Origin of the sequence: Streptomyces sp. NPDC051921, from assembly GCF_040680975.1 — a bacterium.
Classification (GTDB): Bacteria; Actinomycetota; Actinomycetes; order Streptomycetales; family Streptomycetaceae; genus Streptomyces.
Map to the genome: position 1 here is coordinate 57,635 of NZ_JBFAXU010000004.1, position 20,576 is coordinate 78,210.

At 70.0% G+C, this 20,576-nt stretch carries 20 protein-coding genes, 1 tRNA gene, 1 pseudogene and 1 riboswitch; of the genes and pseudogenes, 13 read left to right on the top strand and 9 right to left on the bottom strand.

Annotation, left to right across the window (positions count from 1 at the left end; translation table 11 throughout):
- Positions 1 to 107 precede the first annotated feature (107 nt).
- On the top strand, positions 108 to 860 hold the full coding sequence (locus tag AB0M16_RS06940) for an MBL fold metallo-hydrolase (protein ID WP_365339602.1): 753 nt from the start codon (positions 108 to 110) through the stop codon (positions 858 to 860).
- A gap of 60 nt (positions 861 to 920) precedes the next feature.
- Here the strand turns inward: AB0M16_RS06940 and AB0M16_RS06945 are convergent, their stop codons facing one another.
- Both AB0M16_RS06945 and AB0M16_RS06950 read right to left on the bottom strand, forming a co-directional pair.
- Positions 921 to 2,186, bottom strand: coding sequence for a PTS transporter subunit EIIC (locus tag AB0M16_RS06945; RefSeq protein WP_365339604.1), 1,266 nt, complete (start codon positions 2,184 to 2,186; stop codon positions 921 to 923).
- Between the two features lie 259 nt (positions 2,187 to 2,445).
- Positions 2,446 to 3,747 carry a PTS transporter subunit EIIC gene (locus tag AB0M16_RS06950; RefSeq protein WP_365339607.1) on the bottom strand — a complete coding sequence of 434 codons (1,302 nt, stop codon included), beginning with the start codon at positions 3,745 to 3,747 and terminating at the stop codon, positions 2,446 to 2,448.
- 227 nt (positions 3,748 to 3,974) lie between these two features.
- Here AB0M16_RS06950 and AB0M16_RS06955 point away from each other — a divergent pair, with 227 nt between their 5' ends.
- The 4 genes from AB0M16_RS06955 (at position 3,975) to rdgB (ending at position 6,176) form a co-directional block, all read left to right on the top strand.
- A complete protein-coding gene (locus AB0M16_RS06955) occupies positions 3,975 to 4,208 on the top strand; it encodes a PTS glucose/sucrose transporter subunit IIB (protein WP_290110624.1) in 234 nt (77 codons plus the stop codon).
- Between the two features lie 76 nt (positions 4,209 to 4,284).
- Positions 4,285 to 5,016, top strand: a complete 732-nt coding sequence (gene rph, locus AB0M16_RS06960) for a ribonuclease PH (protein ID WP_365339609.1) — start codon at positions 4,285 to 4,287, stop codon at positions 5,014 to 5,016.
- 89 nt (positions 5,017 to 5,105) lie between these two features.
- Positions 5,106 to 5,492: a hypothetical protein gene (locus AB0M16_RS06965; RefSeq protein ID WP_365339611.1), complete on the top strand. Its 387-nt coding sequence runs from the start codon at positions 5,106 to 5,108 to the stop codon at positions 5,490 to 5,492.
- A gap of 81 nt (positions 5,493 to 5,573) precedes the next feature.
- The gene (rdgB, locus tag AB0M16_RS06970) at positions 5,574 to 6,176 is read left to right on the top strand and encodes an RdgB/HAM1 family non-canonical purine NTP pyrophosphatase (RefSeq protein WP_365339613.1); all 603 of its coding nucleotides are present in this window, start codon (positions 5,574 to 5,576) and stop codon (positions 6,174 to 6,176) included.
- Positions 6,177 to 6,231: 55 nt separating this feature from the next.
- Here the strand turns inward: rdgB and AB0M16_RS06975 are convergent.
- From AB0M16_RS06975 to bcp, 4 genes and pseudogenes are all read right to left on the bottom strand, one after another.
- Positions 6,232 to 6,316, bottom strand: a tRNA-Leu gene (locus AB0M16_RS06975).
- A gap of 25 nt (positions 6,317 to 6,341) precedes the next feature.
- A pseudogene (locus AB0M16_RS06980) lies at positions 6,342 to 6,974 on the bottom strand (HNH endonuclease); the annotation flags it as partial.
- The gene (locus AB0M16_RS06985) at positions 6,971 to 7,621 is read right to left on the bottom strand and encodes an HNH endonuclease (protein ID WP_365339615.1); all 651 of its coding nucleotides are present in this window, start codon (positions 7,619 to 7,621) and stop codon (positions 6,971 to 6,973) included. The pseudogene AB0M16_RS06980 and the gene AB0M16_RS06985, both read right to left, overlap by 4 nt.
- Positions 7,622 to 7,765: 144 nt before the next feature.
- Complete coding sequence (gene bcp, locus AB0M16_RS06990) at positions 7,766 to 8,233, bottom strand: thioredoxin-dependent thiol peroxidase (RefSeq protein WP_365339617.1); 468 nt, start codon at positions 8,231 to 8,233, stop codon at positions 7,766 to 7,768.
- A 122-nt stretch (positions 8,234 to 8,355) separates the two neighbouring features.
- Between bcp and AB0M16_RS06995 the strand changes: the two genes are divergently transcribed.
- The 3 genes from AB0M16_RS06995 to AB0M16_RS07005 all read left to right on the top strand — a co-directional run bounded on the left by AB0M16_RS06995 (position 8,356) and on the right by AB0M16_RS07005 (position 9,554).
- Entirely contained in the window at positions 8,356 to 8,676 is a 321-nt protein-coding gene (locus AB0M16_RS06995; protein WP_365339619.1) for a DUF3618 domain-containing protein, read from the top strand.
- A gap of 67 nt (positions 8,677 to 8,743) precedes the next feature.
- The gene (locus tag AB0M16_RS07000; protein WP_073807849.1) at positions 8,744 to 9,082 is read left to right on the top strand and encodes a co-chaperone GroES; all 339 of its coding nucleotides are present in this window, start codon (positions 8,744 to 8,746) and stop codon (positions 9,080 to 9,082) included.
- Between the two features lie 49 nt (positions 9,083 to 9,131).
- A riboswitch (guanidine-III (ykkC-III) riboswitch) is annotated at positions 9,132 to 9,200 on the top strand.
- A gap of 33 nt (positions 9,201 to 9,233) precedes the next feature.
- Positions 9,234 to 9,554, top strand: coding sequence for a multidrug efflux SMR transporter (locus AB0M16_RS07005; protein WP_365339621.1), 321 nt, complete (start codon positions 9,234 to 9,236; stop codon positions 9,552 to 9,554).
- On the opposite strand, the gene AB0M16_RS07010 is transcribed toward AB0M16_RS07005, so the two are convergent.
- The gene (locus AB0M16_RS07010; protein WP_365339623.1) at positions 9,532 to 11,961 is read right to left on the bottom strand and encodes a transglycosylase domain-containing protein; all 2,430 of its coding nucleotides are present in this window, start codon (positions 11,959 to 11,961) and stop codon (positions 9,532 to 9,534) included. The genes AB0M16_RS07005 and AB0M16_RS07010 overlap by 23 nt on opposite strands.
- On the opposite strand from AB0M16_RS07010, the gene AB0M16_RS07015 reads away from it, so the two are divergent.
- The 5 genes from AB0M16_RS07015 to AB0M16_RS07035 all read left to right on the top strand — a co-directional run bounded on the left by AB0M16_RS07015 (position 11,923) and on the right by AB0M16_RS07035 (position 16,365).
- Positions 11,923 to 12,135 (top strand): hypothetical protein, encoded by a 213-nt coding sequence (locus AB0M16_RS07015; RefSeq protein ID WP_365339625.1) that lies wholly within the window; start codon positions 11,923 to 11,925, stop codon positions 12,133 to 12,135. The genes AB0M16_RS07010 and AB0M16_RS07015 overlap by 39 nt on opposite strands.
- 159 nt (positions 12,136 to 12,294) lie before the next feature.
- Entirely contained in the window at positions 12,295 to 13,095 is an 801-nt protein-coding gene (locus AB0M16_RS07020) for an ABC-2 family transporter protein (RefSeq protein ID WP_365340217.1), read from the top strand.
- Between the two features lie 220 nt (positions 13,096 to 13,315).
- Positions 13,316 to 14,095, top strand: coding sequence for an ABC transporter permease (locus AB0M16_RS07025; RefSeq protein WP_365340219.1), 780 nt, complete (start codon positions 13,316 to 13,318; stop codon positions 14,093 to 14,095).
- A gap of 11 nt (positions 14,096 to 14,106) precedes the next feature.
- Positions 14,107 to 15,084, top strand: a complete 978-nt coding sequence (locus AB0M16_RS07030) for an ATP-binding cassette domain-containing protein (RefSeq protein WP_365339627.1) — start codon at positions 14,107 to 14,109, stop codon at positions 15,082 to 15,084.
- 12 nt (positions 15,085 to 15,096) lie between these two features.
- Positions 15,097 to 16,365 (top strand): DUF445 domain-containing protein, encoded by a 1,269-nt coding sequence (locus AB0M16_RS07035; protein ID WP_365339628.1) that lies wholly within the window; start codon positions 15,097 to 15,099, stop codon positions 16,363 to 16,365.
- Positions 16,366 to 16,720: 355 nt separating this feature from the next.
- On the opposite strand, the gene AB0M16_RS07040 is transcribed toward AB0M16_RS07035, so the two are convergent.
- Entirely contained in the window at positions 16,721 to 17,023 is a 303-nt protein-coding gene (locus AB0M16_RS07040; protein ID WP_365339630.1) for a hypothetical protein, read from the bottom strand.
- Between the two features lie 414 nt (positions 17,024 to 17,437).
- Positions 17,438 to 20,575 carry a DUF3427 domain-containing protein gene (locus AB0M16_RS07045; protein ID WP_365339632.1) on the bottom strand — a complete coding sequence of 1,046 codons (3,138 nt, stop codon included), beginning with the start codon at positions 20,573 to 20,575 and terminating at the stop codon, positions 17,438 to 17,440.
- Position 20,576 lies beyond the last annotated feature (1 nt).

Here is a 20,576-nt window from a genome sequence, read left to right on the forward strand (position 1 = left end):
GCCGCCACGGAGGAGCGACGGACGGCGACGCGCCGTACGCTCGACAGACCGCACGACCTCCCCTTCTCCGCGCGCTTTCCGCACCCGTCTTCGGAGGTTCACGCTCCATGAAGCTCACCGTCGTCGGCTGCTCCGGGTCGTTCCCGTCCGCGGAATCGGCCTGCTCGAGCTACCTCGTAGAGGCCGACGGCTTCCGGCTGCTCCTCGACATGGGCAACGGCGCCCTCGGCGAGCTGCAGCGCCACATCGGTCTGTACGACCTCGACGCGATCTTCCTCAGCCATCTGCACGCCGACCACTGCATCGACATGTGCGGCTACTTCGTCGCCCGCTACTACCGCCACGAGGGCGGGCGCTGCGACGCGATCCCGGTCTTCGCCCCGGACGGCGCGGAACAGCGGCTGACCACGGCGTACGCGGACACTCCCTCGCCGGACGCGATGGGCGAGGTCTTCGACTTCCAGACGCTGAAGTCCAGCACCTTCGAGGTGGGCCCCTTCACCGTCCGTACGGAGAAGGTGTGCCACCCGGTCGAGGCGTACGCCATCCGCATCGAGCACGGCGGCCGCACGCTCACCTATTCGGGCGACACCGGCGTCTGCGACGCGCTGCACGAGCTGGCGCGGGGGGCGGACCTGTTCCTCTGCGAGGCCTCGTTCACGCACGGCAAGGAGGACATCCCGGCCCTGCACCTCAACGGCCGCGAGGCCGGTGCCCACGCCGCCCGGGCCGGGGTGGGCCGCCTGGTCCTGACCCACATCCCGCCGTGGACGGACGGCGAGCGGAACCTGGCGGACGCGCGCGAGGTCTTCGGGGGGCCCGCGGAGCTGGCGCGGGCGGGCGCGGTCTACGAGGTGTGAGAACGGGGAGTGCCCTGGAACCGGACGGTTCCAGGGCACTCCCCGTTCTGCGGGCGAGGCTCACGCCTTGGTGAGGTCCTCGAGCTCCTCGTCGGGCTCACGGCCCGGGGTCATGATGTCGAACTTGACGATCGCGAAGCGGAACACCACGTAGTAGATCGCCGCGAAGACCAGACCGATCGGGATGATCAGCCACGGCTTGGTGGCGTACGTCCAGTTCAGGAAGTAGTCCAGCGCGCCGGCGGAGAAGGTGAAGCCGTGGTGCACGCCGAGGGCCGAGGTGATGACCATCGAGGCGGCGGTGAGCACCGCGTGGATCACGTACAGCAGCGGCGCCAGGAACATGAAGGCGAACTCGATGGGCTCGGTGATGCCCGTGACGAACGAGGTCAGGGCGAGCGAGAACATCATGCCGCCGACGACCTTGCGGCGCTCGGGGCGGGCGGCGTGGGTGATCGCCAGGGCGACGGCGGGCAGCGCGAACATCATGATCGGGAAGAAGCCCGACATGAACTGGCCGGCGGACGGGTCGCCGTGGAAGAAGCGCGGCAGGTCACCGTGCCAGACGGCGCCGGTGGAGTCGGTGAAGGTGCCGATCTCCTGCCAGGCGACGGTGTTCACGAACTGGTGCATGCCGACCGGGAGCAGACCGCGGTTGATGGCGCCGAAGACGCCGGAGCCGACGGCGCCGAGGCCGGTCATCCAGTTGCCGAAGTCGGTGATCACACCGCCGACCGGCTCCCAGAGGAGGCCGAACAGGACGCCCATCAGGGTGCCGACGAAGGCCATGAGGATCGGGACGAGACGGCGGCCGTTGAAGAAGCCGAGCCAGTCGACCAGCTTGGTGCGGTGGAACCGCTGCCAGACGACGGCGCCGAGCAGACCCATGACGATGCCGCCGAAGACCTTGGGGTCGTTGTACGTCGCGGCGACGTCGACACCCTTGTTCGCGGTCGTGTTGACGACGGCCTCGGTGACGGGGAAGGCCTTCAGGACGTTGCTGTAGACCAGGAAGCCGACGAGGGCGGCGAGGGCGGTGGAGCCGTCGGCCTTCTTGGCGAAGCCGATCGCGATGCCGACGCAGAACAGCAGCGGCATGTTGGCGAAGACCGCGTCTCCGGCGGAGGCGAAGACCGTGGCGACTTTGCCCCACCCGAGGCCGTCGGCGCCGAACACGTCGGGCTGGCCGAGGCGGAGCAAGATACCCGCGGCCGGCAGTACGGCGATCGGCAGCTGCAGGCTGCGACCGACCTTCTGCAGGCCCTGGAACAGGCCGGATCCGCGCTTCTTCGCGGGAGCGGCGGCCTGGGCGGTGGCCGTACTCATCAACTTCCTCCTGGGGGTGCCCCCAGCCGGAGGCCGGGGGAGGGCAAGGCGCCGCCACAGGAAAAAGGGGACGGCGGCGTCTCGGGGGGAACGCGGTGGTCTGGACCGCGTGGTCTACACCAATGAGTGGTGTAGACCTGTTGTAGCACGTGAGACTTAGATAAGGAACCTGTGAATTCTGTGCGCTGAGCCATAGCCGGACAGGGGACGACAAAAGGCCCCCGGACCGGGAGGTCCGAGGGCCCGTACGGGCAGGGGCTTACGCCTTCGTGACGTCGCGCTCGAGCTCGTCCCCCAGTTCGTCCGGCTCGCGGCCGGGCGTCGGAAGGTTGAACTTGGTGATCGCGAAGCGGAAGATCACGTAATAGACCAGGGCGAACGCGAGGCCGATCGGGATGATCAGCCACGGCTTGGTCGCCAGGTTCCAGTTGATCACGTAGTCGATCAGGCCGGCCGAGAAGCTGAACCCGTCCTTGACGCCGAGCGCCCACGAGACCGCCATCGACACGCCCGTCAGCAGGGCGTGGATCGCGTACAGCACGGGCGCGATGAAGAGGAACGAGTACTCGATCGGCTCCGTGATGCCGGTGACGAACGAGGTCAGCGCGACCGACAGCATCATGCCGCCGACCTCCTTGCGCCGGTGCGGCCTGGCACAGTGGGTGATCGCCAGGGCCGCCGCCGGCAGCGCGAACATCATGATCGGGAAGAAGCCGGTGAGGAACTGGCCGGCGTTCGGGTCGCCCGCCAGGAACATGCTGATGTCGCCGTGCACCACCGTGCCGTCCGGCTTCGTGTACGAGCCGAACTGGAACCAGACCGGCACGTTCAGGAACTGGTGCAGGCCGACCACCAGCAAGGCGCGGTTGGCGATCCCGAAGATGCCCGAACCCCACGAACCGAGCCCCACCAGCCAGTCGCTGAAGCTCTCCAGGGCGTCACCGATCGGCGGCCAGATCCACAGGCACAGCGCGGCGAAGAGGATGCCGACGAACGCCATGATGATCGGGACCAGCCGGCGCCCGTTGAAGAAGCCGAGCCAGTCCACCAGCTTCGTGCGGTGGAACCGCTGCCAGAGGTACGCCGCCAGCAGACCCATGACGATGCCGCCGAAGACGCCCGGGTTCTGGTACGTGTACCCCGCGAAGGAGTCGTCCGTGCCCAGGCAGCCGCCACCGATGTCCTTGGTGCCGACCGGGCACGGCTTCGGGAACGCGCGCAGCACCGTGTAGTAGACGAGGAAGCCGGCCACCGCGGCGAGCGCGGTCGAGCCGTCCGCCTTCTTCGCCATGCCGATCGACACGCCGATGCAGAACAACAGCGGCAGGCCGAGGCTGCCGTCGAGCAGCGCACCGCCCGCGGCCGCCATCACCTTCGCGACGGTGTCCCACCCCAGCCCGTCGGCGCCGAACACGTCCGGCTGACCGAGCCGGCCGATGATGCCGGCGGCGGGAAGGACGGCGATGGGCAGCTGGAGGCTGCGCCCCATCTTCTGCAGCCCCTGGAAGAAGCCGCCCCACGTCGGTCTCCACGACGTGGCGGCCGCATTCGCGCTACTCATCGGCGTCCTCCCTGGGGGCTGCGGATGCATACTGGTGTAGACCAGTTGCGATAGGCTCCCGGAGGCCGCTCGGGACAGGCCGCCGGTGATCGTCATCATTCGACAGAACGGCGGCATGCGCTCGCGAGGTTGGGCCAACCGTGGGCTAACGTGACAAAGCGGACCACCGGTGCGCCGAGACTCACGTTCTTCACGCGTCTTCGGACGGAACGGACAGGGAGAAACACATGGCCAGCAAGGCTGAGAAGATCGTCGCCGGGCTCGGCGGCATCGACAACATCGAAGAGGTCGAGGGCTGCATCACCCGCCTCCGCACCGAGGTCAACGACCCCGCCCTCGTCGACGAGGCCGCGCTGAAGGCCGCCGGCGCCCACGGCGTCGTCAAGATGGGCACCGCGATCCAGGTCGTCATCGGCACCGACGCCGACCCCATCGCCGCCGAGATCGAAGACATGATGTGAGCAGCTGACACCAGCCGACGAGGGGCCCGTTCCGGCAGGGGAACGGGCCCCTCCGTCATGGGGCTACGCTCGTGCCATGTCTCGAATCGACGGCCGTACCCCCGAACAGCTCCGCCCCGTCACCATCGAACGCGGATGGAGCAAGCACGCCGAGGGCTCCGTCCTCATCTCCTTCGGCGACACCAAGGTCTTCTGCACCGCCTCCGTCACCGAAGGCGTCCCGCGCTGGCGCAAGGGCAGCGGCGAAGGCTGGGTCACCGGCGAGTACTCCATGCTCCCCCGCTCCACCAACACCCGCGGCGACCGCGAATCCGTCCGCGGCAAGATCGGCGGCCGCACCCACGAGATCTCCCGCCTCATCGGCCGCTCCCTCCGCGCCGTCATCGACTACAAGGCACTCGGCGAGAACACCATCGTCCTCGACTGCGACGTCCTCCAGGCCGACGGCGGCACCCGCACCGCCGCCATCACCGGCGCCTACGTCGCCCTCGCCGACGCCGTCGCCTGGGCCCAGGCCAAGAAGCTCGTCAAAGCCGGCCGCAAGCCGCTCACCGGCACCGTCGCCGCCGTCTCCGTCGGCATCGTCGACGGCACCCCCCTCCTCGACCTCTGCTACGAGGAGGACGTACGCGCCGAGACCGACATGAACGTCGTCTGCACCGGCGACGGCCGCTTCGTCGAGGTCCAGGGCACCGCCGAGGCCGAGCCCTTCGACCGCAAGGAACTCAACGCCCTCCTCGACCTCGCCTCCGGCGGCTGCGCCGAGCTCGCCGAGATCCAGCGCAAGGCCCTCGAAGGAACTCTGTAGGACGCCACCGCGTCTCTACGCTTACGGGCGCACGGGTCGAACCGTGCGCCCCGTCCACGTCTGTACGTACGTAGGGGGAGGACCCGAACGTGAAGCGCCGCCGCACCATAGCCCTCGCCGTCGCCACGGCCGCCGTCGCAGTCACCGGCCTGACCGGCTGCGGGGCGCTCGACAAGGCCATGGACTGCGTCAAGACCGCCGACGCCATCGCCACCTCGGTCGACAAGCTCTCGCAGGCCGTCTCCAACGCCTCCAACGACCCGACCCAGATCGAAGAGGCCCTCAACAGCATCGACACCGAGCTGGGCAACCTCAAGAACACGACGGACAACGCCGACCTGTCCAAGGCCGTCGACGACCTCAACAAGGGCGTCGACTCCGTCCGCGAGGCCGTGAAGAACGGCGACACCACGCCCGACATCACGCCGATCACCAACGCGGCCACCGAGGTCGGCAAGGTCTGCACCCCCGGCTAGGACCTCCCCGGTCCGATCCGCCGGACAGGCACCCCGGGACAGGCGTACCAGCCTGCCGGCGGAGGCTCGGATAATCGGGGCATGACCCGTCTGATCCTCGCCACCCGCAACGCGGGCAAGATCACCGAACTCCACGCGATCCTCGCCGACGCAGGCCTCGACCTCGAACTCGTCGGCGCGGACGCGTACCCCGACATCCCCGACGTCAAGGAAACCGGCGTCACCTTCGCCGAGAACGCCCTGCTCAAGGCCCACGCCCTGGCCCAGGCCACCGGCCTGCCCGCCGTCGCCGACGACTCCGGCCTCTGTGTCGACGTCCTCGGCGGCGCCCCCGGCATCTTCTCCGCCCGCTGGGCCGGAACCCACGGCGACGACAAGGCCAACCTGAACCTGCTGCTGGCCCAACTCTCCGACATCGCCGCCCCGCATCGCGCCGCCCACTTCGCCTGCGCCGCCGCGCTCGCCCTGCCCGACGGCACGGAGCGCGTGGTGGAAGGCCGCATGCCGGGCGTCCTCCGCCACGAGCCCGTCGGCACCAACGGCTTCGGCTACGACCCCATCCTCCAGCCGGAGGGCTACGAGGTCACGTGCGCGGAGCTCACGCCGGCCGAGAAGAACGCGATCAGCCACCGGGGGAAGGCGTTCCGGGCACTGGTGCCGGTGGTCAGGGAGCTGCTGGGCTGAGGGCTCGTATGTGAACGGCCTGCGATCGATGCTTCGATTCGCAGGCCGTTTGCCGTGCGGCGGAAGGGATTCGAACCCTCAAGCCCGATCAAAGGCCACAGATCCTAAGTCTGCTGCGTCAGCCGTTGCGCCACCGCCGCTCAATCGCCTGCCATCGTACCGGCTGCCGCCCCGGCACCAGGTGGCGGTGGTTGCATGGCAGTTGGGGCAGAGCAGTCGCAGATTCTCGCGTCGGTCGTCGCCCGGGTCCCCGTTGACGTGGTCGACCTCCAGCGTCATCGGCTCGCCGAGCCACTCGGGACCGACCCCACAACGGGAGCACTGCTCGGGTACGCCGACCGCGTGCAGCGCGCGGCGCAGCCGCTTGGTGGGCGTCCGGCGCCCGCTGTCGTGCCGTACGAGCACGTCTTCAGGGCGCTGGGCCGTCGGACTCGGCTTCCCGCGCTGGTGGGCCTGCCCCAGGAAGTGCGCTGTCGACAGGCCGTCATCCGCGATCCATCGACGGAGGTTCGCGCGTTGCGTCTCGTTGTCCGCCCGGCCCAGACGGCGCAGCGCCTCCCTGAAGGAGAGCGATTCGGAGACCGCCTCCCGCAGCCGGCGAGGGCTCGGTCGGACGCCTCTGCCGAAGGGCGGAAAGTGCGAGACGTCGATGCCGAAATGGGCGAACCGCCTCATGAGGTAGCGCGGGAGGGCGCTGTACGGCTCCGCTCCGAGGAAAGCCATGGTCTCGCCGATGTCGGAGCACCGCGCCGCCGCCTCGGCCAGCCGCTCGCGCGTGTACGGCGTGCCGCTCGTCATCGGGCGCGCCCCCTGCCACGCCCGCGGTAGGAGTCCGTCGTCGAGTGGCAGTTGGGGCAGAGCAGTCGCAGATTCCCGATCCGGTTGTTCCGCCAGTCGCCGTCGACATGGTCGACCTCCAGCGGCAGTGGCACACCCAGCCACACCGCTTCGATCCCGCACCGCGCGCACCGGTCCTCGACGCCGACCTCGAGCATCGCGCTCTTGAGCCGACTGCTCCGGGCACGCTGCGGGTGGGCCGCCGTGTTCTCGACGAGGATCTCCTCCGGCGTCCGGCGCCGCTGGTTGTACCTCATCCGCTCGGTCCAGCCCGAGGTGGTGAAGTGCGAGGTGTCGATGCCCAGCGCCCTGATCCGACGGCTGATGTGCGTGTGCTGCCCGCCGACGAGCTCGACGCCCAGCCGTCGCAGGACGTCCGCCATGTTCGTGGAGGCGGCCACCGCCTCCGTCAGGGCCTCCCGCGTCCACCGCACCCCCTCCCGCTCGAAGTGCGAGGTGTCGACCCCCAGCCTCCGCATCCGCCCCGCCACGTACCGCCGTGTCGGGCTCCGCGGATCCACCCCCAGCCGCGCCAGCGCCTCCGACAGCGTCCGCGCCCCGCGGGCCGCCGCCTCCAGGCGTTCCTTCGTGTACGCGCTCGTCCCCACCGATCGAGCCCTCCTTCCCCTCTCGTACGGGCTAACGAACCGCATATCGGACGGTCACGTCGTATCGCGTACGGGATGCGGAACGGCCCGCGCCGCTTCCGGTCGGGGAAGCCGTGCGGGCCGTCGGGCGCGGAGGGGGCCGGGTCAGATCCCCAGGTCCTTGATGATCTTGGCGACGTGGCCGGTGGCCTTCACGTTGTAGAGGGCGCGTTCGACCTTGCCCTCCTCGTCGACGACGACGGTCGAGCGGATCACGCCCGTCACCGTCTTGCCGTAGAGCTTCTTCTCGCCGAAGGCGCCGTACGCCTCCAGGACCGTCTTGTCCGGGTCGCCGACCAGCGTGACCTTGAGGTGCTCCTTCTCGCGGAACTTCGCGAGCTTCTCCGGCTTGTCCGGCGACACGCCGATGACGTCGTAGCCGGCGCCGGCCAGCAGGTCGAGGTTGTCCGTGAAGTCGCAGGCCTGCTTCGTGCAGCCGGGGGTGAGGGCGGCCGGGTAGAAGTAGACGATGACCTTGCGGCCCTTGTGGTCCGCGAGGGAGACCTCGTTGCCGTCCGCGTCGGGAAGGGTGAAGGCGGGGGCGGTGTCGCCGGGCTGCAGTCGCTCGCTCATGGCTCTCCTCGGAGGTCGTACGCGTACGCCGACCCAGCCTAATGGGGGTCTGTGCCAACCCTCGCAGGCATGAGCTGACAGACTGTCCACAACGACCGGAACACGACTACGGAGGCAGCGCGGTGTCGGACGCCAGGACCCCTGCGCAGATCGAGGCGGACATCGTCCGCCGGCGCGAGCAGCTCGCCGTCACACTCGACGAGATCGGCATCAGGGTGCACCCGAAGACGATCATCGGTGACGCCAAGGCGAAGGTGGCCGCCCAGGTCGACCACACCGCCGGGCGGGCGTTCGTCGCGGTGAACCGTCTCGTCTCGGACGTGAAGGCCCGGTTCACGGACGAGGACGGCGCGCCGCGCCTGGAGCGCGTGGTGCCGGTGGCCCTCGTCGCCGTCGCCGTGGTCGGGCTGATCGCCGCGTCCTCCCGGAGGGGCAAGGGGTGACGCCTCCCGGCCCCCTCCTGGCCCGTCCCGGGTACGGACGACACGCCCGGGCAGGTAGGTTCGGACCGTGAGCGAGAACACGCACGACAAGCTGCCCATCCGGATGCTCCACGACCGGGTCCTGGTCCGGACCGACTCTCCCGAGGGGGAGCGGCGCTCGGGCGGCGGCATCCTGATTCCGGCGACCGCGGCCGTCGGTCGCCGTCTTGCCTGGGCCGAGGTCGTCGCCGTCGGGCAGAACGTCCGTACGGTCGAGATCGGGGACCGGGTCCTGTACGACCCCGAGGACCGGGCCGAGGTCGAGGTGCGGGGCGTGGCGTACGTCCTGATGCGCGAGCGCGACCTGCACGCGGTCGCCGCGGACCGTTTCCAGGGTGCGACCGACTCGACCGGGCTCTATCTGTAGGACTGGCCGGGGAAGGGCCTGGTGGCCGGTGTCACCAGGCCCTTTGCCCGTTCTTTGCTAAAATCGGCAGCACCCGACGAGACGCGCCGTACCGGGTTCCACGACAAGACGACGCACCCCTGTTGATCCGTCTCGCGGAGGTGTTGTCGTCATGGCCTGGGTTCTTCTCGTCGTCGCCGGTCTGCTGGAGGTCGGCTGGTCGATCGGCATGAAGTACACCGAGGGCTTCACCCGTCTCTGGCCCAGCGTCTTCACCGCGGCCGGGATCGTCGCCTCGATGCTGCTGCTCTCGCAGGCCGCCAAGACCCTGCCGATCGGTACCGCCTACGGCGTCTGGGTGGGTATCGGCGCGGCCGGGGCGGCGGTGCTCGGCATGGTGGTCCTCGGTGAACCGGCGACCGCCGCCCGGATCTTCTTCGTCTGTCTGCTGCTGGTGGCGGTGGTCGGCCTCAAGGCGACGTCGGGCCACTGACCGGCGTGCCCGCCGGGGGCGGGGCCTGTGCGGGCCGGTCCGGCCGCAGGGCTTCGTCCGCCGTGGTCGGGACCGTCACCGGGCCCGCTTCGGGGCCCGCTTCCGGGAGGCGTACGAGCTCCTGGGCCGGCTCCGGCCCCCGAACCTCCGGCGGCCCGGCCTCCGGCCCCGCCTGGTCCCGTACGCCGCCCTGGTCCCGGCTCGCCTGGTCCCGTGCCGCCTCCTCACGTGCCGTCGCCTTCGGGGTCGACGGGCGGGGGCGGTGGGGCCGGCGGTTCGCGCCGGGGCCCTCGTACCCCTCGACCGCCTCCGGGAAGTCGGGTGCCGGCGGTTCCAGGGGAGGCTCCTCCGCGCCCTCCATCAGCCGGAGGTCGAAGTCCTTCGCCGGCACCCCCGCCAGCGCGTCGCGGGTGAACTGCGCCCAGATCTGCGCCGGCGCCCCGCCTCCGTTGATCCGGGGCAGCCCGAGCGCCCCGTACAGCGACAGCTGCCGGCCCGTGTCGGGGTCCTGGCCCATCATGGCGACCACGGTGGCGAGTTCGGGGGTGTAGCCGGCGAACCAGGCCGCCTTGTCGTCCTCCGCCGTGCCCGTCTTGCCCACGGCGGGCCGCCCGGCCGCGAGCGCCGCCGTGCCGGTGCCGCCCTCGACCACGCTCCTGAGCACGGAGGTCGTGGTGTCGGCGGCCTCGCGCCCGATGGCCTGGCGGCCGTCGGTGCCCGGCAGCGCGAACTCCTCGCCGTCCCTGACGAGCTTCTCGACCAGCGTGTACGCGCCGTGCCCGCCGTGGTTGGCGAGCGTCGCGTAGGCCTGCGCGAGGTCCAGGACGCTCGCGGTGGCCGGGCCGAGTGCGATGGAGGGCGAGGCGGTGAGGTCGGGGGTCCGGCGCGGCAGGCCGAGCGCGACGGCGGTGTCGCGCACCCGGGCCGGGCCGACGTCCACGGCCATCTGGGCGTACACGGCGTTCACCGAGTAGTCGGTGGCGGACCGCACGGTGAGGTCGCCGTAGCTGGTGTCGTCCTCGTTGGCCGGGTCGTAGGGCGCGCCGCTCCAGCCCTGTACGGGGCGCCGGTTGTTCCCGTCGTAGTAGGTGTTGGGGGTGATCCGCTCGCCCTCCTGGGTCTGGGAGCCGTGCTGGAGGGCTGCGGCGAGGACGAAGGGCTTGAAGGTGGAGCCGACCTGGTAGTCGCGGCGGGTCGCGTTGTTGACGAACTGGCGGGTGTAGTCGATGCCGCCGTAGAGCGCGACGACCTTGCCGCTGCCCGGTTCGACGGCCGCGCCGCCGACCCGTACCCAGCGGTCGGCGGGGTTGCGGTGCGGGTCGAGCTTCGAGGTGACGTGCTCCTCCACGGCCTTCACGAAGGCGTCCTGCTTGGCGCGCTCCAGGGTCGTGGTGATCCGGAAGCCGCCGGCGGCCAGGGTCTTCTCGTCGACGATGCCCTGTTCGGTCAGGTACTGCTCGACGGCCTGCACGAGGTAGCCGCGCTGGCCGGAGAGCCCGGCGGAGGCGTGCATCGGCTGCGGCGCGGGGAAGACGGCGGCGGCGCGGGCGGCGGGGGAGAGCCAGCCCTCCTTGACCATGCCGTCGAGGACGTAGCGCCAGCGGGCGAGGGCCCGGTCCCGGTTCTCGGGGTGGGTGGCGACGTCGTAGGCGTTGGGGGAGTTGAGGAGGGAGGCGAGGTAGGCGCCCTCGGCGGCGTCGAGGTCCTTGGCGTCCTTGCCGTAGTAGGCGCGGGCGGCGGCCTGGACGCCGTAGGCGTTGCGGCCGAAGTAGCTGGTGTTGAGGTAGCCCTCCAGGATCTCGTCCTTGGTCTTCTCGCGGCCCAGTTTGAGCGCGATGAAGAACTCCTTCGCCTTGCGGGTGAGGGTCTGCTCCTGGCCCAGGTAGTAGTTCTTCACGTACTGCTGGGTGATGGTGGAGCCGGACTGGCGGCCCTTGCCGGTGAGGGTGTTCCAGGTGGCGCGGACCATCGCGCGGGGGTCGACGGCCTGCGAGGTGTGGAAGTCGCGGTCCTCGGCGGCGAGGACGGCGTGCTGGACGGCGGTGGGGATCCGCTCCAGGCTCACGTTCTCCCGGTCGACCTCGCCGTCGCGGGCCAGCTGGGTGCCGTCGCGGTAGAGGAACAGGTTGGACTGGGCGACCGCGGTGGCGTTGGCGGCGGGGATGTCCACGAGGAGGTAGCCGGCGACGAGGCCGCCGAGCAGCAGCAGGGCGCCGAGCGCGGCGAGGCCGAGGAGCCGCCGGAGGATGCGGCGCGGGCGGCTGCGGGGGCGGCGGCCGGTACGGCGTCCGTCGTGGCGGGCGGGACGTTTCGGCGGTGGGGTGGGGACGGTGGGGTCCCTGGGGTCCCAGGCGCGATCGGGGTCGCGATGGGTGTCACGACCGGAATCGCGACGGGGATCGCGCATTGCGGCGCGACGGGGATCGCGACGGGGATCGCGACCGGGATCGCGGCGGGCATCGCGAAGTGCATCGCGACCGGTATCGCGATGGGGATCACGATGGGGACGGTGATCGGGATCGCGACGGGGGTCGTGATCGGGATCCTGATCGGGTGGCAGGACCTCGTTCGCCGCATCTGAGGGCATACCAGAAGAAGAGGACATAACAGCACATCCTGCCCCCGCGAGGGCCCGCGAGGCCGGAAATCCGCTCGCGACGACACGGGAAATCCCACTAAGGTCGGGCGCTTTGGCGCGGAAGGCGCCGATCGGTGCCGAAAGGGAGGAGACGGGGGCATGCTGCGGCTCTACGTCACCGTGGCCGCGGGTGGATTCCGGCGCCATGCCACCTATCGGGTGGCCACGGCGGCAGGGGTGTTCACCAACACGGTCTTCGGCTTCATCCTGTCGTACACCTATATCGCCCTCTGGAACGCCCGTCCCTCGCTCGGCGGATACGACATGGGTGACGCGCTGGCCTACGTCTGGATCGGCCAGGCCCTCATCACCGTCTGCGGGCTCATGGGCGGCGGCTTCGAGGACGAGCTGATCGAGCGGATCCGCACGGGCGACATCGCGGTCGACCTCTACCGCCCCGCCGACCTCCAGACCTGGTGGTTCTCCGCCAACCTGGGCCGCTCCGCCTACCAGCTCCTCGGCCGCGGCGTCCTCCCCATGGCCTTCGGCGCCCTCGTCTTCGACCTCACCCTGCCGTCGAGCCCCTGGACCTGGCCCGCCTTCCTGCTCGCCGTGACACTCGGCTCCATCGTCAGCTTCGCCATCTGGTACCTGGTGGCGATGAGCGCGTTCTGGCTGCTCGACGGGCAGGGCGTGGTCCAGGTCGCCTGGCTCGGCGGCCTGTTCTTCTCCGGCATGCTGCTCCCGCTCGGCGTCTTCCCGGGCGCCCTGGGCGAGGTGGCCCGCACACTGCCCTGGGCCTCGATGCTCCAGGTGCCGGCGGACGTCTACCTGGAGCGGTACGAGGGCTGGGGCCTGGTGCGGGCGTACGCCTTCCAGGGCGGCTGGGCGGTGGCGCTGCTGGCGGCGGGGCGGGCGGCGCAGGCGGCGGCGACGCGGAAGGTGGTGGTGCAGGGTGGGTGAGAAGCGGCGGTCGTTGGGTGCCCGGGCGGACGCGGGCGCCCGGGCGGGCGCGGGCCCGCGCCGGGGCGCGGGGCAGAGCGCGGGCCGGGGCGCGGAGCCGGGTACGGGCCGGGGCGCGGGCCCGGGCCCGGATTCGGGTGCGGATCCGAGTGCGGATTCGCGTGCGGGCCTGGGCGCGGGCGCGGCTTCGGGAGTGGCCGAGTCGTGGCGTACGTACCGGATGATCGCGGCGATGTGGATCCGTTCGACGATGACGTACCGGTCGTCCTTCGCCCTGACCCTCCTCTCCTCCTTCACGGTCACCTTCTTCGACTTCGTCGTCATCCTCCTGATGTTCGGTCAGGTCGACGGTCTCGGCGGCTTCTCCTTCGCCGAGGTCGCCTTCCTGTACGGCACGACGAGCACGTCCTTCGGCCTCGCGGACCTGGTGATGGGCTCGCTGCCGAGGATGGGCAAGCGGGTGCGGGACGGCTCCCTCGACACGTTCCTGCTGCGGCCGGCGCCGGTCCTGGCGCAGGTCGCGGCGGACCGCTTCGCGCTGCGCAGACTGGGGCGGGTGACGCAGGGGCTGCTGGTCCTGATCTGGGGCCTGGTCCTGCTCGACGACGTGGCCTGGACGCCGCTGAAGGTGCTGCTGGTGCCGGTGATGCTGCTGAGCGGCGCGCTGATCTTCGCGGCGGTGATGGTGGTGGGGGCGTCGGCCCTGTTCTGGCTGCAGGACGCGGCGGAGGTCACGAACTCCTTCACGTACGGCGGCAACACCCTGCTCCAGTACCCGCCGACGATCTTCGCGCAGGACCTGGTGCGGGGCGTCGTGTACGTCGTACCGCTCGCCTTCGTGAACTGGCTGCCGGCCCTGTACGTCCTGGGGCGGCCGGCGCCGGCCGGGGTGCCGGGGTGGGCGGCGTTCGCGTCGCCGGTGGTGGCGCTCGGGTGCTGCGCGGTGGCGGGACGGGCGTGGCGGACGGGCCTGCGCGCGTACAGATCGACCGGAAGCTGAGGAGAGACCCGATGCCCTTCATCGAACTGGAAGCCCTGCAGAAGACCTTCACGATCAGGAAGCGGGCGGGGGTGCTGCGCCGCGAGAAGCGGGAGGTCAGGGCGGTCGACGGCATCTCCTTCACGGTGGAGAAGGGGGAGATGGTCGGCTACATCGGCCCGAACGGAGCCGGGAAGTCCACGACCATCAAGATGCTCACGGGCATCCTCACCCCGAGCGGCGGGCGGCTGCGGGTGGCCGGCATCGACCCGTCGCGGGAGCGGACGCGGCTGGCCGAGCGGATCGGGGTGGTCTTCGGGCAGCGCACGACCCTGTGGTGGGACCTTCCGCTGCGGGACTCGTACGCGCTCGTCCACCGCATGTACCGGATCCCGGACGCCCGGTTCCGGGAGAACCTGGCCCGCTGCGTGGACCTCCTGGAGCTGGGCGACCTCCTCGACGTCCCCGTACGGCAGCTGTCGCTCGGCCAGCGGATGCGCGGCGACATCGCGGCGGCGCTGCTGCACGACCCCGAGGTGCTGTACCTCGACGAGCCGACGATCGGCCTGGACGTGGTGTCGAAGGCGAAGGTGCGCGAGTTCCTGAGGGAGCTGAACGCCACGCGCGGCACGACCGTCCTGCTGACGACCCACGACCTGACCGACATCGAGCAGCTGTGCAGACGGGTGATGGTCATCGACCACGGGCGCCTGATGTACGACGGGGAACTGGCCGGACTCCACGCGATCGGCGAGAGCGAGCGTCTGCTGGTGGTCGACCTGGACCGCGAGACGCCCCCGATCGACGTACCCGGTGCGCGCTTCGTCCGCGCGGAGGGCCCCCGGCAGTGGCTGGCCCTGCCCACTTCTTCCTCGGCGGCCCCGGTGGTCGCGGCGGTGGCGGCGGCGTACCCGCTGGTGGACCTCTCGGTGCGGGAGCCGGACATCGAGGCGGTGATCGCGAAGATGTACGGGGGAACTCCGGATGCGGCCCAGGAGTCCCTGAGGTAGGGAGGTGAGGTGATGGTCAGCTTCACGTACACGGCGGCGGACGAGGAGAAGAGCCGAGGCGTCCGGCGCATGAAGGCCCTTGCCACGGGCCTGCTGGCGCTGGTCGCGGCGATCTACGCCCTGGCCACGTGGGCGAAGTCCTCGGACGCGGGCGCCTGGGCGGGCTATGTGGCGGCCGCGGCCGAGGCCGGCATGGTCGGCGCCCTGGCCGACTGGTTCGCGGTGACGGCGCTGTTCCGCCGCCCGCTGGGCCTGCCCATCCCGCACACGGCGATCATCCCGACGAAGAAGGACCAGCTGGGCGCCTCGCTCGGCTCCTTCGTGGGCGAGAACTTCCTCTCCGCGGACGTCGTGCGGGGGCGCTTGCGCGGCTTCGCCATCGCGCGCCGCCTGGGCACGTGGCTGGCCGACCCGGCCCACGCGGACCGCGTCACCTCGGAACTGGCCGCGGCCCTGCGCGGCGCCCTGACGGTCCTACGGGACTCCGACGTGCAGGCGGTGGTGGGGGAGGCGATCACGCGCAGGGCGGAGTCGGCGGAGGTCGGCCCGGCCCTGGGCAAGACCCTGGGCAAGATCGTGGCCGACGGCGCCCACCACCGGGCGGTGGACCTGATCTGCGCGCGGGGCCACGACTGGCTCGTGACGCACCGGGACTCGGTGATGGAGGCGATCGAGGGCGGCGCCCCGGGCTGGACCCCGCGCTTCGTGGACCGCAAGGTGGGCGACCGCGTCTACCGGGAGCTGCTCCGCTTCGTGACGGAGATGCGCGACATGCCGGCCCACCCGGCGCGCGCCTCGATCGACCGCTTCCTGACCGACTTCGCGGCCGACCTCCAGGCCGACACCGACACCCGGGTCCGCGTGGAACGCCTCAAGTCCGAGATCCTGGCCCGCCCGGAGGTCCAGGAGGTCATCGCCTCGGCCTGGTCGTCGGTGCGCGCCCTGCTCCTGGCCGCCGCCGAGGACGACCGCAGCCAACTCCGCCGCCGCGCCCGCGCCTCCCTGATCTCCCTGGGCCAGCGCCTGTCCTCGGACACCCGCCTCCAGTCCAAGGTCGAAGGCTGGGCGGAAGACGCGGCGGCGTACGTGGTCACCACCTACCGCACGGAGATCACGTCCCTGATCACGGACACGGTCGCCGGCTGGGACGCCACCCAGACCTCCAAGAAGATCGAGGCCAACATCGGCCGCGACCTCCAGTTCATCCGCATCAACGGCACGGTGGTCGGCGCCCTGGCCGGCCTCCTGATCTACACGGTGAGCCACGCGCTGGGCGGTTGAGCCCTCAGGAGGCGCCACGGGGCAGGGCCCGCCTTCCGGGGGCGCGGGGCCCCGACACTGGCCGGGGGCACGAGCCGCCTTCCGGGGGCACGAGCCGCCGACGCCGGCTGGGGCGCGAGCCGCCGACGCCTGGCCGGGGGCGCGGCCCACCTTTCCGGGGGCACGAGCCGCCTTCCGGGGGCACGAGCCGCCGACGCCGGCTGGGGAGCCGTCGGCCCTCGGCCGGAGGAACGGAGCCTTCAGCCGACCTTGCGCGTCGGGCGTACGCGGCCCCGATCACGAGAAGGGCTGCGGTCTCAGCCGGCCTTGCGCGTGACGGCGTACGAGGCCCCGGCGGCTCAGCAGGGCTGCGGTCTCAGCCGGCCTTGCGCGTGACGGCCCAGGAGGTGGCGGCCATGGCCCCGGCCACGGAGAACACGGCGGGCCAGGCCCCGATCTTCTTCGCCAGGGGGTGGGACCCGGCGAAAGCGGCCACATAGGCGGCACCCAGCCCGGCGGCCACCTTCGCCCCACCCACCTGCTGCCACTCCCGCGCCGCCACGCCACCGGCCACCGCCAGCACGGCCCCACCCAGCGGCCGCTTCTTGGTCCACCGGGCAACGGCGTACCCGCCGACGAGCCCGACGGCGGCGAGGGCGGGGGAGGGGATACGGGGCATGACGGTGCCTTTCTCGCGGAAACGGTCTGCGTCGAGCCTAACGAGCGGCTGTTCGGGGCGGGCGTCCTGGTGGCCCTCCACCTCAGGGGGCGAGTTCGTCCCGGTGAACGACCTACGGCGCGCAGCGCGCGGCCGCCCTCTTCCCGAGTGTGGCCCCCTCCACCACCGCGTCAAGGGCGCTCCCTTCGGTCGCGTCGCTGCGCGATGGGCTCCGCCCACCCTTGACCCGGCGGCTCCGCGGGCCCTTTCGCACTCGGAGGGCGGCCGGGGCGGTGCCGCGCGGGGAGACCGGGTAGCCATTCCCGCCGCAGGCGGGTGACCGGCCGGTGGGGCGGGTCTTGGTCAGTGGCTGAGGTGGCCTGGACTGTTGCTCTCGGTTCGGGGTACCAAGCCGATCCCGGCGGATCGTCTGGGTTAGCTTGCTGTGATGGTCGAGTAGGTCCAGACGTCAGCCGGGATGTCGTGTCGCAGCTTCCATGTGATTCCCATGGGCTTGCTGCCCCTGTGCTCGACGTACTCGGCCGGGCCTAGGAGCATCCAGGGCTGCGGGCCGCCGATGTCGGTCTTCTTGTAGCGGCGGACGAAGACGAGGACATGGGAGCCGTTCGCCTTGTGGGTCTGGTAACGGACACCTGTCGGGGATGTCTCTGACGTCTGGTTCTGCGACTCCCAGTGAAAGAGGGTGTCGTTCAACGCGTAGTCGCGATAGCGCGTCTGCGGAGAGAAGTCCTTCTCGTCCTTCTCCAGAGTGATGAGCAGGGCATCCGTTTGGATGTCCTCACACCACTTCACTCCCTCGCGGAAGTGTCCCGGCACGAAGCCACCTATGGAGGACTGCCCCAGGGCCGGCAGGATCTCTTCACGGCTGTACGAAGCGTGAACCGTGAGAGGGAGGTCGGCAAGAGGGCCAAGGAGGGGGATGGGTACGTGGTCGGTGCGGTCGAGGGCGCTCGCCAGGACCTGCCGGAGTTCGCTCCGGAAGGCGTGCTGTTGGGCGAGAAGGTCGAACCCGTCCTGGTAGGCCGCGTGTCCGCCCAGCGGCCAGAGGGAGAAGTAGAACATGCGGGCGTAAGCGCGCTCGCGCTCGTTGAGTTCGCTGTAGGTAGGGGCGTCGTCCTCGAGGATGCTCGTGTAGATCGCCACACGCTGGGGGTCATCGATGTGGACGAAGGCGGGCACTCGCTTCAGAAGCGCATCCTCGCCTTCCGGGCCTGTGGCGGGAAGCAACTTGGCTCGCCGCAGAAGTCCGCTCCACGAGTTTCCGTTGCCGCGGTAGATCTCCTTGAGCTCCCGACCGCTCTCTCGGAGGTACGCGGAGAGCTGCGTCTCGCCGTACTGCGCCACCTCGCGAGCCAGTTGAGCGACGTTGACGCTGATCTGGCTGCGGATGTTGTTGATGATCAGGTCCTTGGCCTTTGCCTCAAGGACGATCTGACATCCGGAGGGCAGTTGGGGAAAGTCCCGCTCGATGTTGGAGAGCAGCCTGTTGCGTGTGAGGTTCGTCAGGGCCCGGAACTGCTCCTCGAAGCGGAACTCCTTGCGGTGCTGGCCAATGAAGTCGAGGACGGTGAGCACCGCCTTGCTTTCACTGCGCCGGAGTCCCCGCCCCAACTGCTGCAGGAAGACGGTGGCACTTGACGTCGGGCGCAGCAACAGAAGGGTGTCAACGTCAGGGATGTCCAGTCCCTCGTTGAAGAGATCGACCGAGAAGATCGCTTGGAGTTCCCCTGACCGCAGGGCGTTCAGGGCTGCCTTTCGCTCGTCCCGGGGTGTCTCGCCGGACAGCGCGACGGCTCGTAGGCCTGCCTTCTGGAAGAACTCCGCCATGAACCGTGCGTGGGCCACGGAGACGCAGAAGCCGAGAGCGCGCATCGAACCAGGGTCGCTGACCTTGTCTTTGACGGCTTGGACCACGAGACGGGCGCGAGCTTCGTTGCCGGTAAACAGGTTGCTGAGGGCGGATGAATCATAGGCTCCACGCTTCCAAGCGATGGAGCTCATGTCGGTGTTGTCCGTGATGCCGAAGTAGTGGAAGGGGCTCAGCAAGTCGTTCTCGAGGGCTTCCCAGAGACGCATCTCAGCCGCGATGCGCCCGTCGAAGAATTCGTCTTGAACGTTGCGCCCGTCCATGCGCTCGGGGGTGGCTGTGAGGCCGAGCAACTCCAGCGGTCTGAAGTGATCGATGATCCGCCGGTACGTCGGGGACACACCGTGGTGGAACTCGTCGATGACGACGACGTCAAAATGGTCAGGCGCGAGCCCGTCCAAGGTTCCCGCGCTGAGGGACTGGACGCTGGCGAAGACGTGCTTCCAGTCCGCCGGAACGAGACTGCTATGCAGTTCCTCGCCGAAGTTCGCATCGACCAGAACGTCCTGGTAGGTGCGAAGGGACTGGCGAAGGATCTCCTGACGGTGGGCGACGAACAGCACCCGAAGGTCCCGCCGGTACTTCTGTCGCAGACGCTTGTAGTCGAGCGCGGCCATGACGGTCTTGCCTGTTCCCGTGGCCGCCACCAGGAGATTGCGGTGCCGCCCGTGCACCTCACGCTCGACCTCAAGCCTTTCCAGCATGTCGCGCTGGTGGGGGTGGGGGCGCACTTCTAGGCCGGAGAGCGTGATGCGATCGCCCGGCGCGTTGCTCGTGCCGTGGCTGGCCACGTGAAGCGCTTCGTCGAGGCGGCTGGAATCCCGAGCTGGATCGTAGCTTTCGAAGGCTGATTCGCTCCAGTATGAGTCGAATGTCGCCTCGAACTTGCGGATCACCTCTGGAGTGGCGACGGAAGACAGGCGGACATTCCACTCCAGCCCGTCGAGAAGTGCGGCCTTCGACAGATTGGAGCTCCCGACGAAGGCCGTGTCGTAGCCGCTGTTCCGACGGAACAACCATGCCTTGGCATGCAGCCGCGTAGAGCGCAGCTCGTAGTTGACCTTGACCTGCGCATCGAACCTCTGCACCAGTCGATCAAGGGCACGTCGCTCTGTTGCGCCGATATACGTGGTGGTGATCACGCGGATGGGTACCCCACGCGCGTGAGCCGCTTCAAGTGACTGCTCTATGACGCGCAGGCCGTGCCACTTCACGAAGGCGCACAGCAGGTCCACCCGATCGGCTGTGGCAAGCTCCGCGCGCAGTTCAAACCCGAGACTGGGATCCTCGGGCGAGTTGGTGATGAGCGCGGTTTCGGAGAGCGGCGTGGCGGGGCGAACCTGGTATGCGTCTGCGGACTCCTGCTCGGCGATGGCGAGAAGTTGTCGCGGGCCCTCGGCAACCAGGTCCACCCACTCTCTCGCGCCTTCGATGGTGCTCATCGATTCGAGAATGTGGTTGGCCGCGTGGACGCGTTCCGTTGCCGGAAGTCGTTCCAGAATGCGTCGCGTGGTCTCGGCTACGTGCCGTGAGATGACGTGGGGCGACGATTCCGGTCCCACGGTGGCGTCGATGGCGTGCCAGCCTCCGGCCTCTATCCCCTTGAGGTGGTTCTCGAGGCGCAGCGTGATCAGCTGCTCGTACAACCCCGAGATCGGCTGCTCGGCGCCACGCTGACCGGTCATC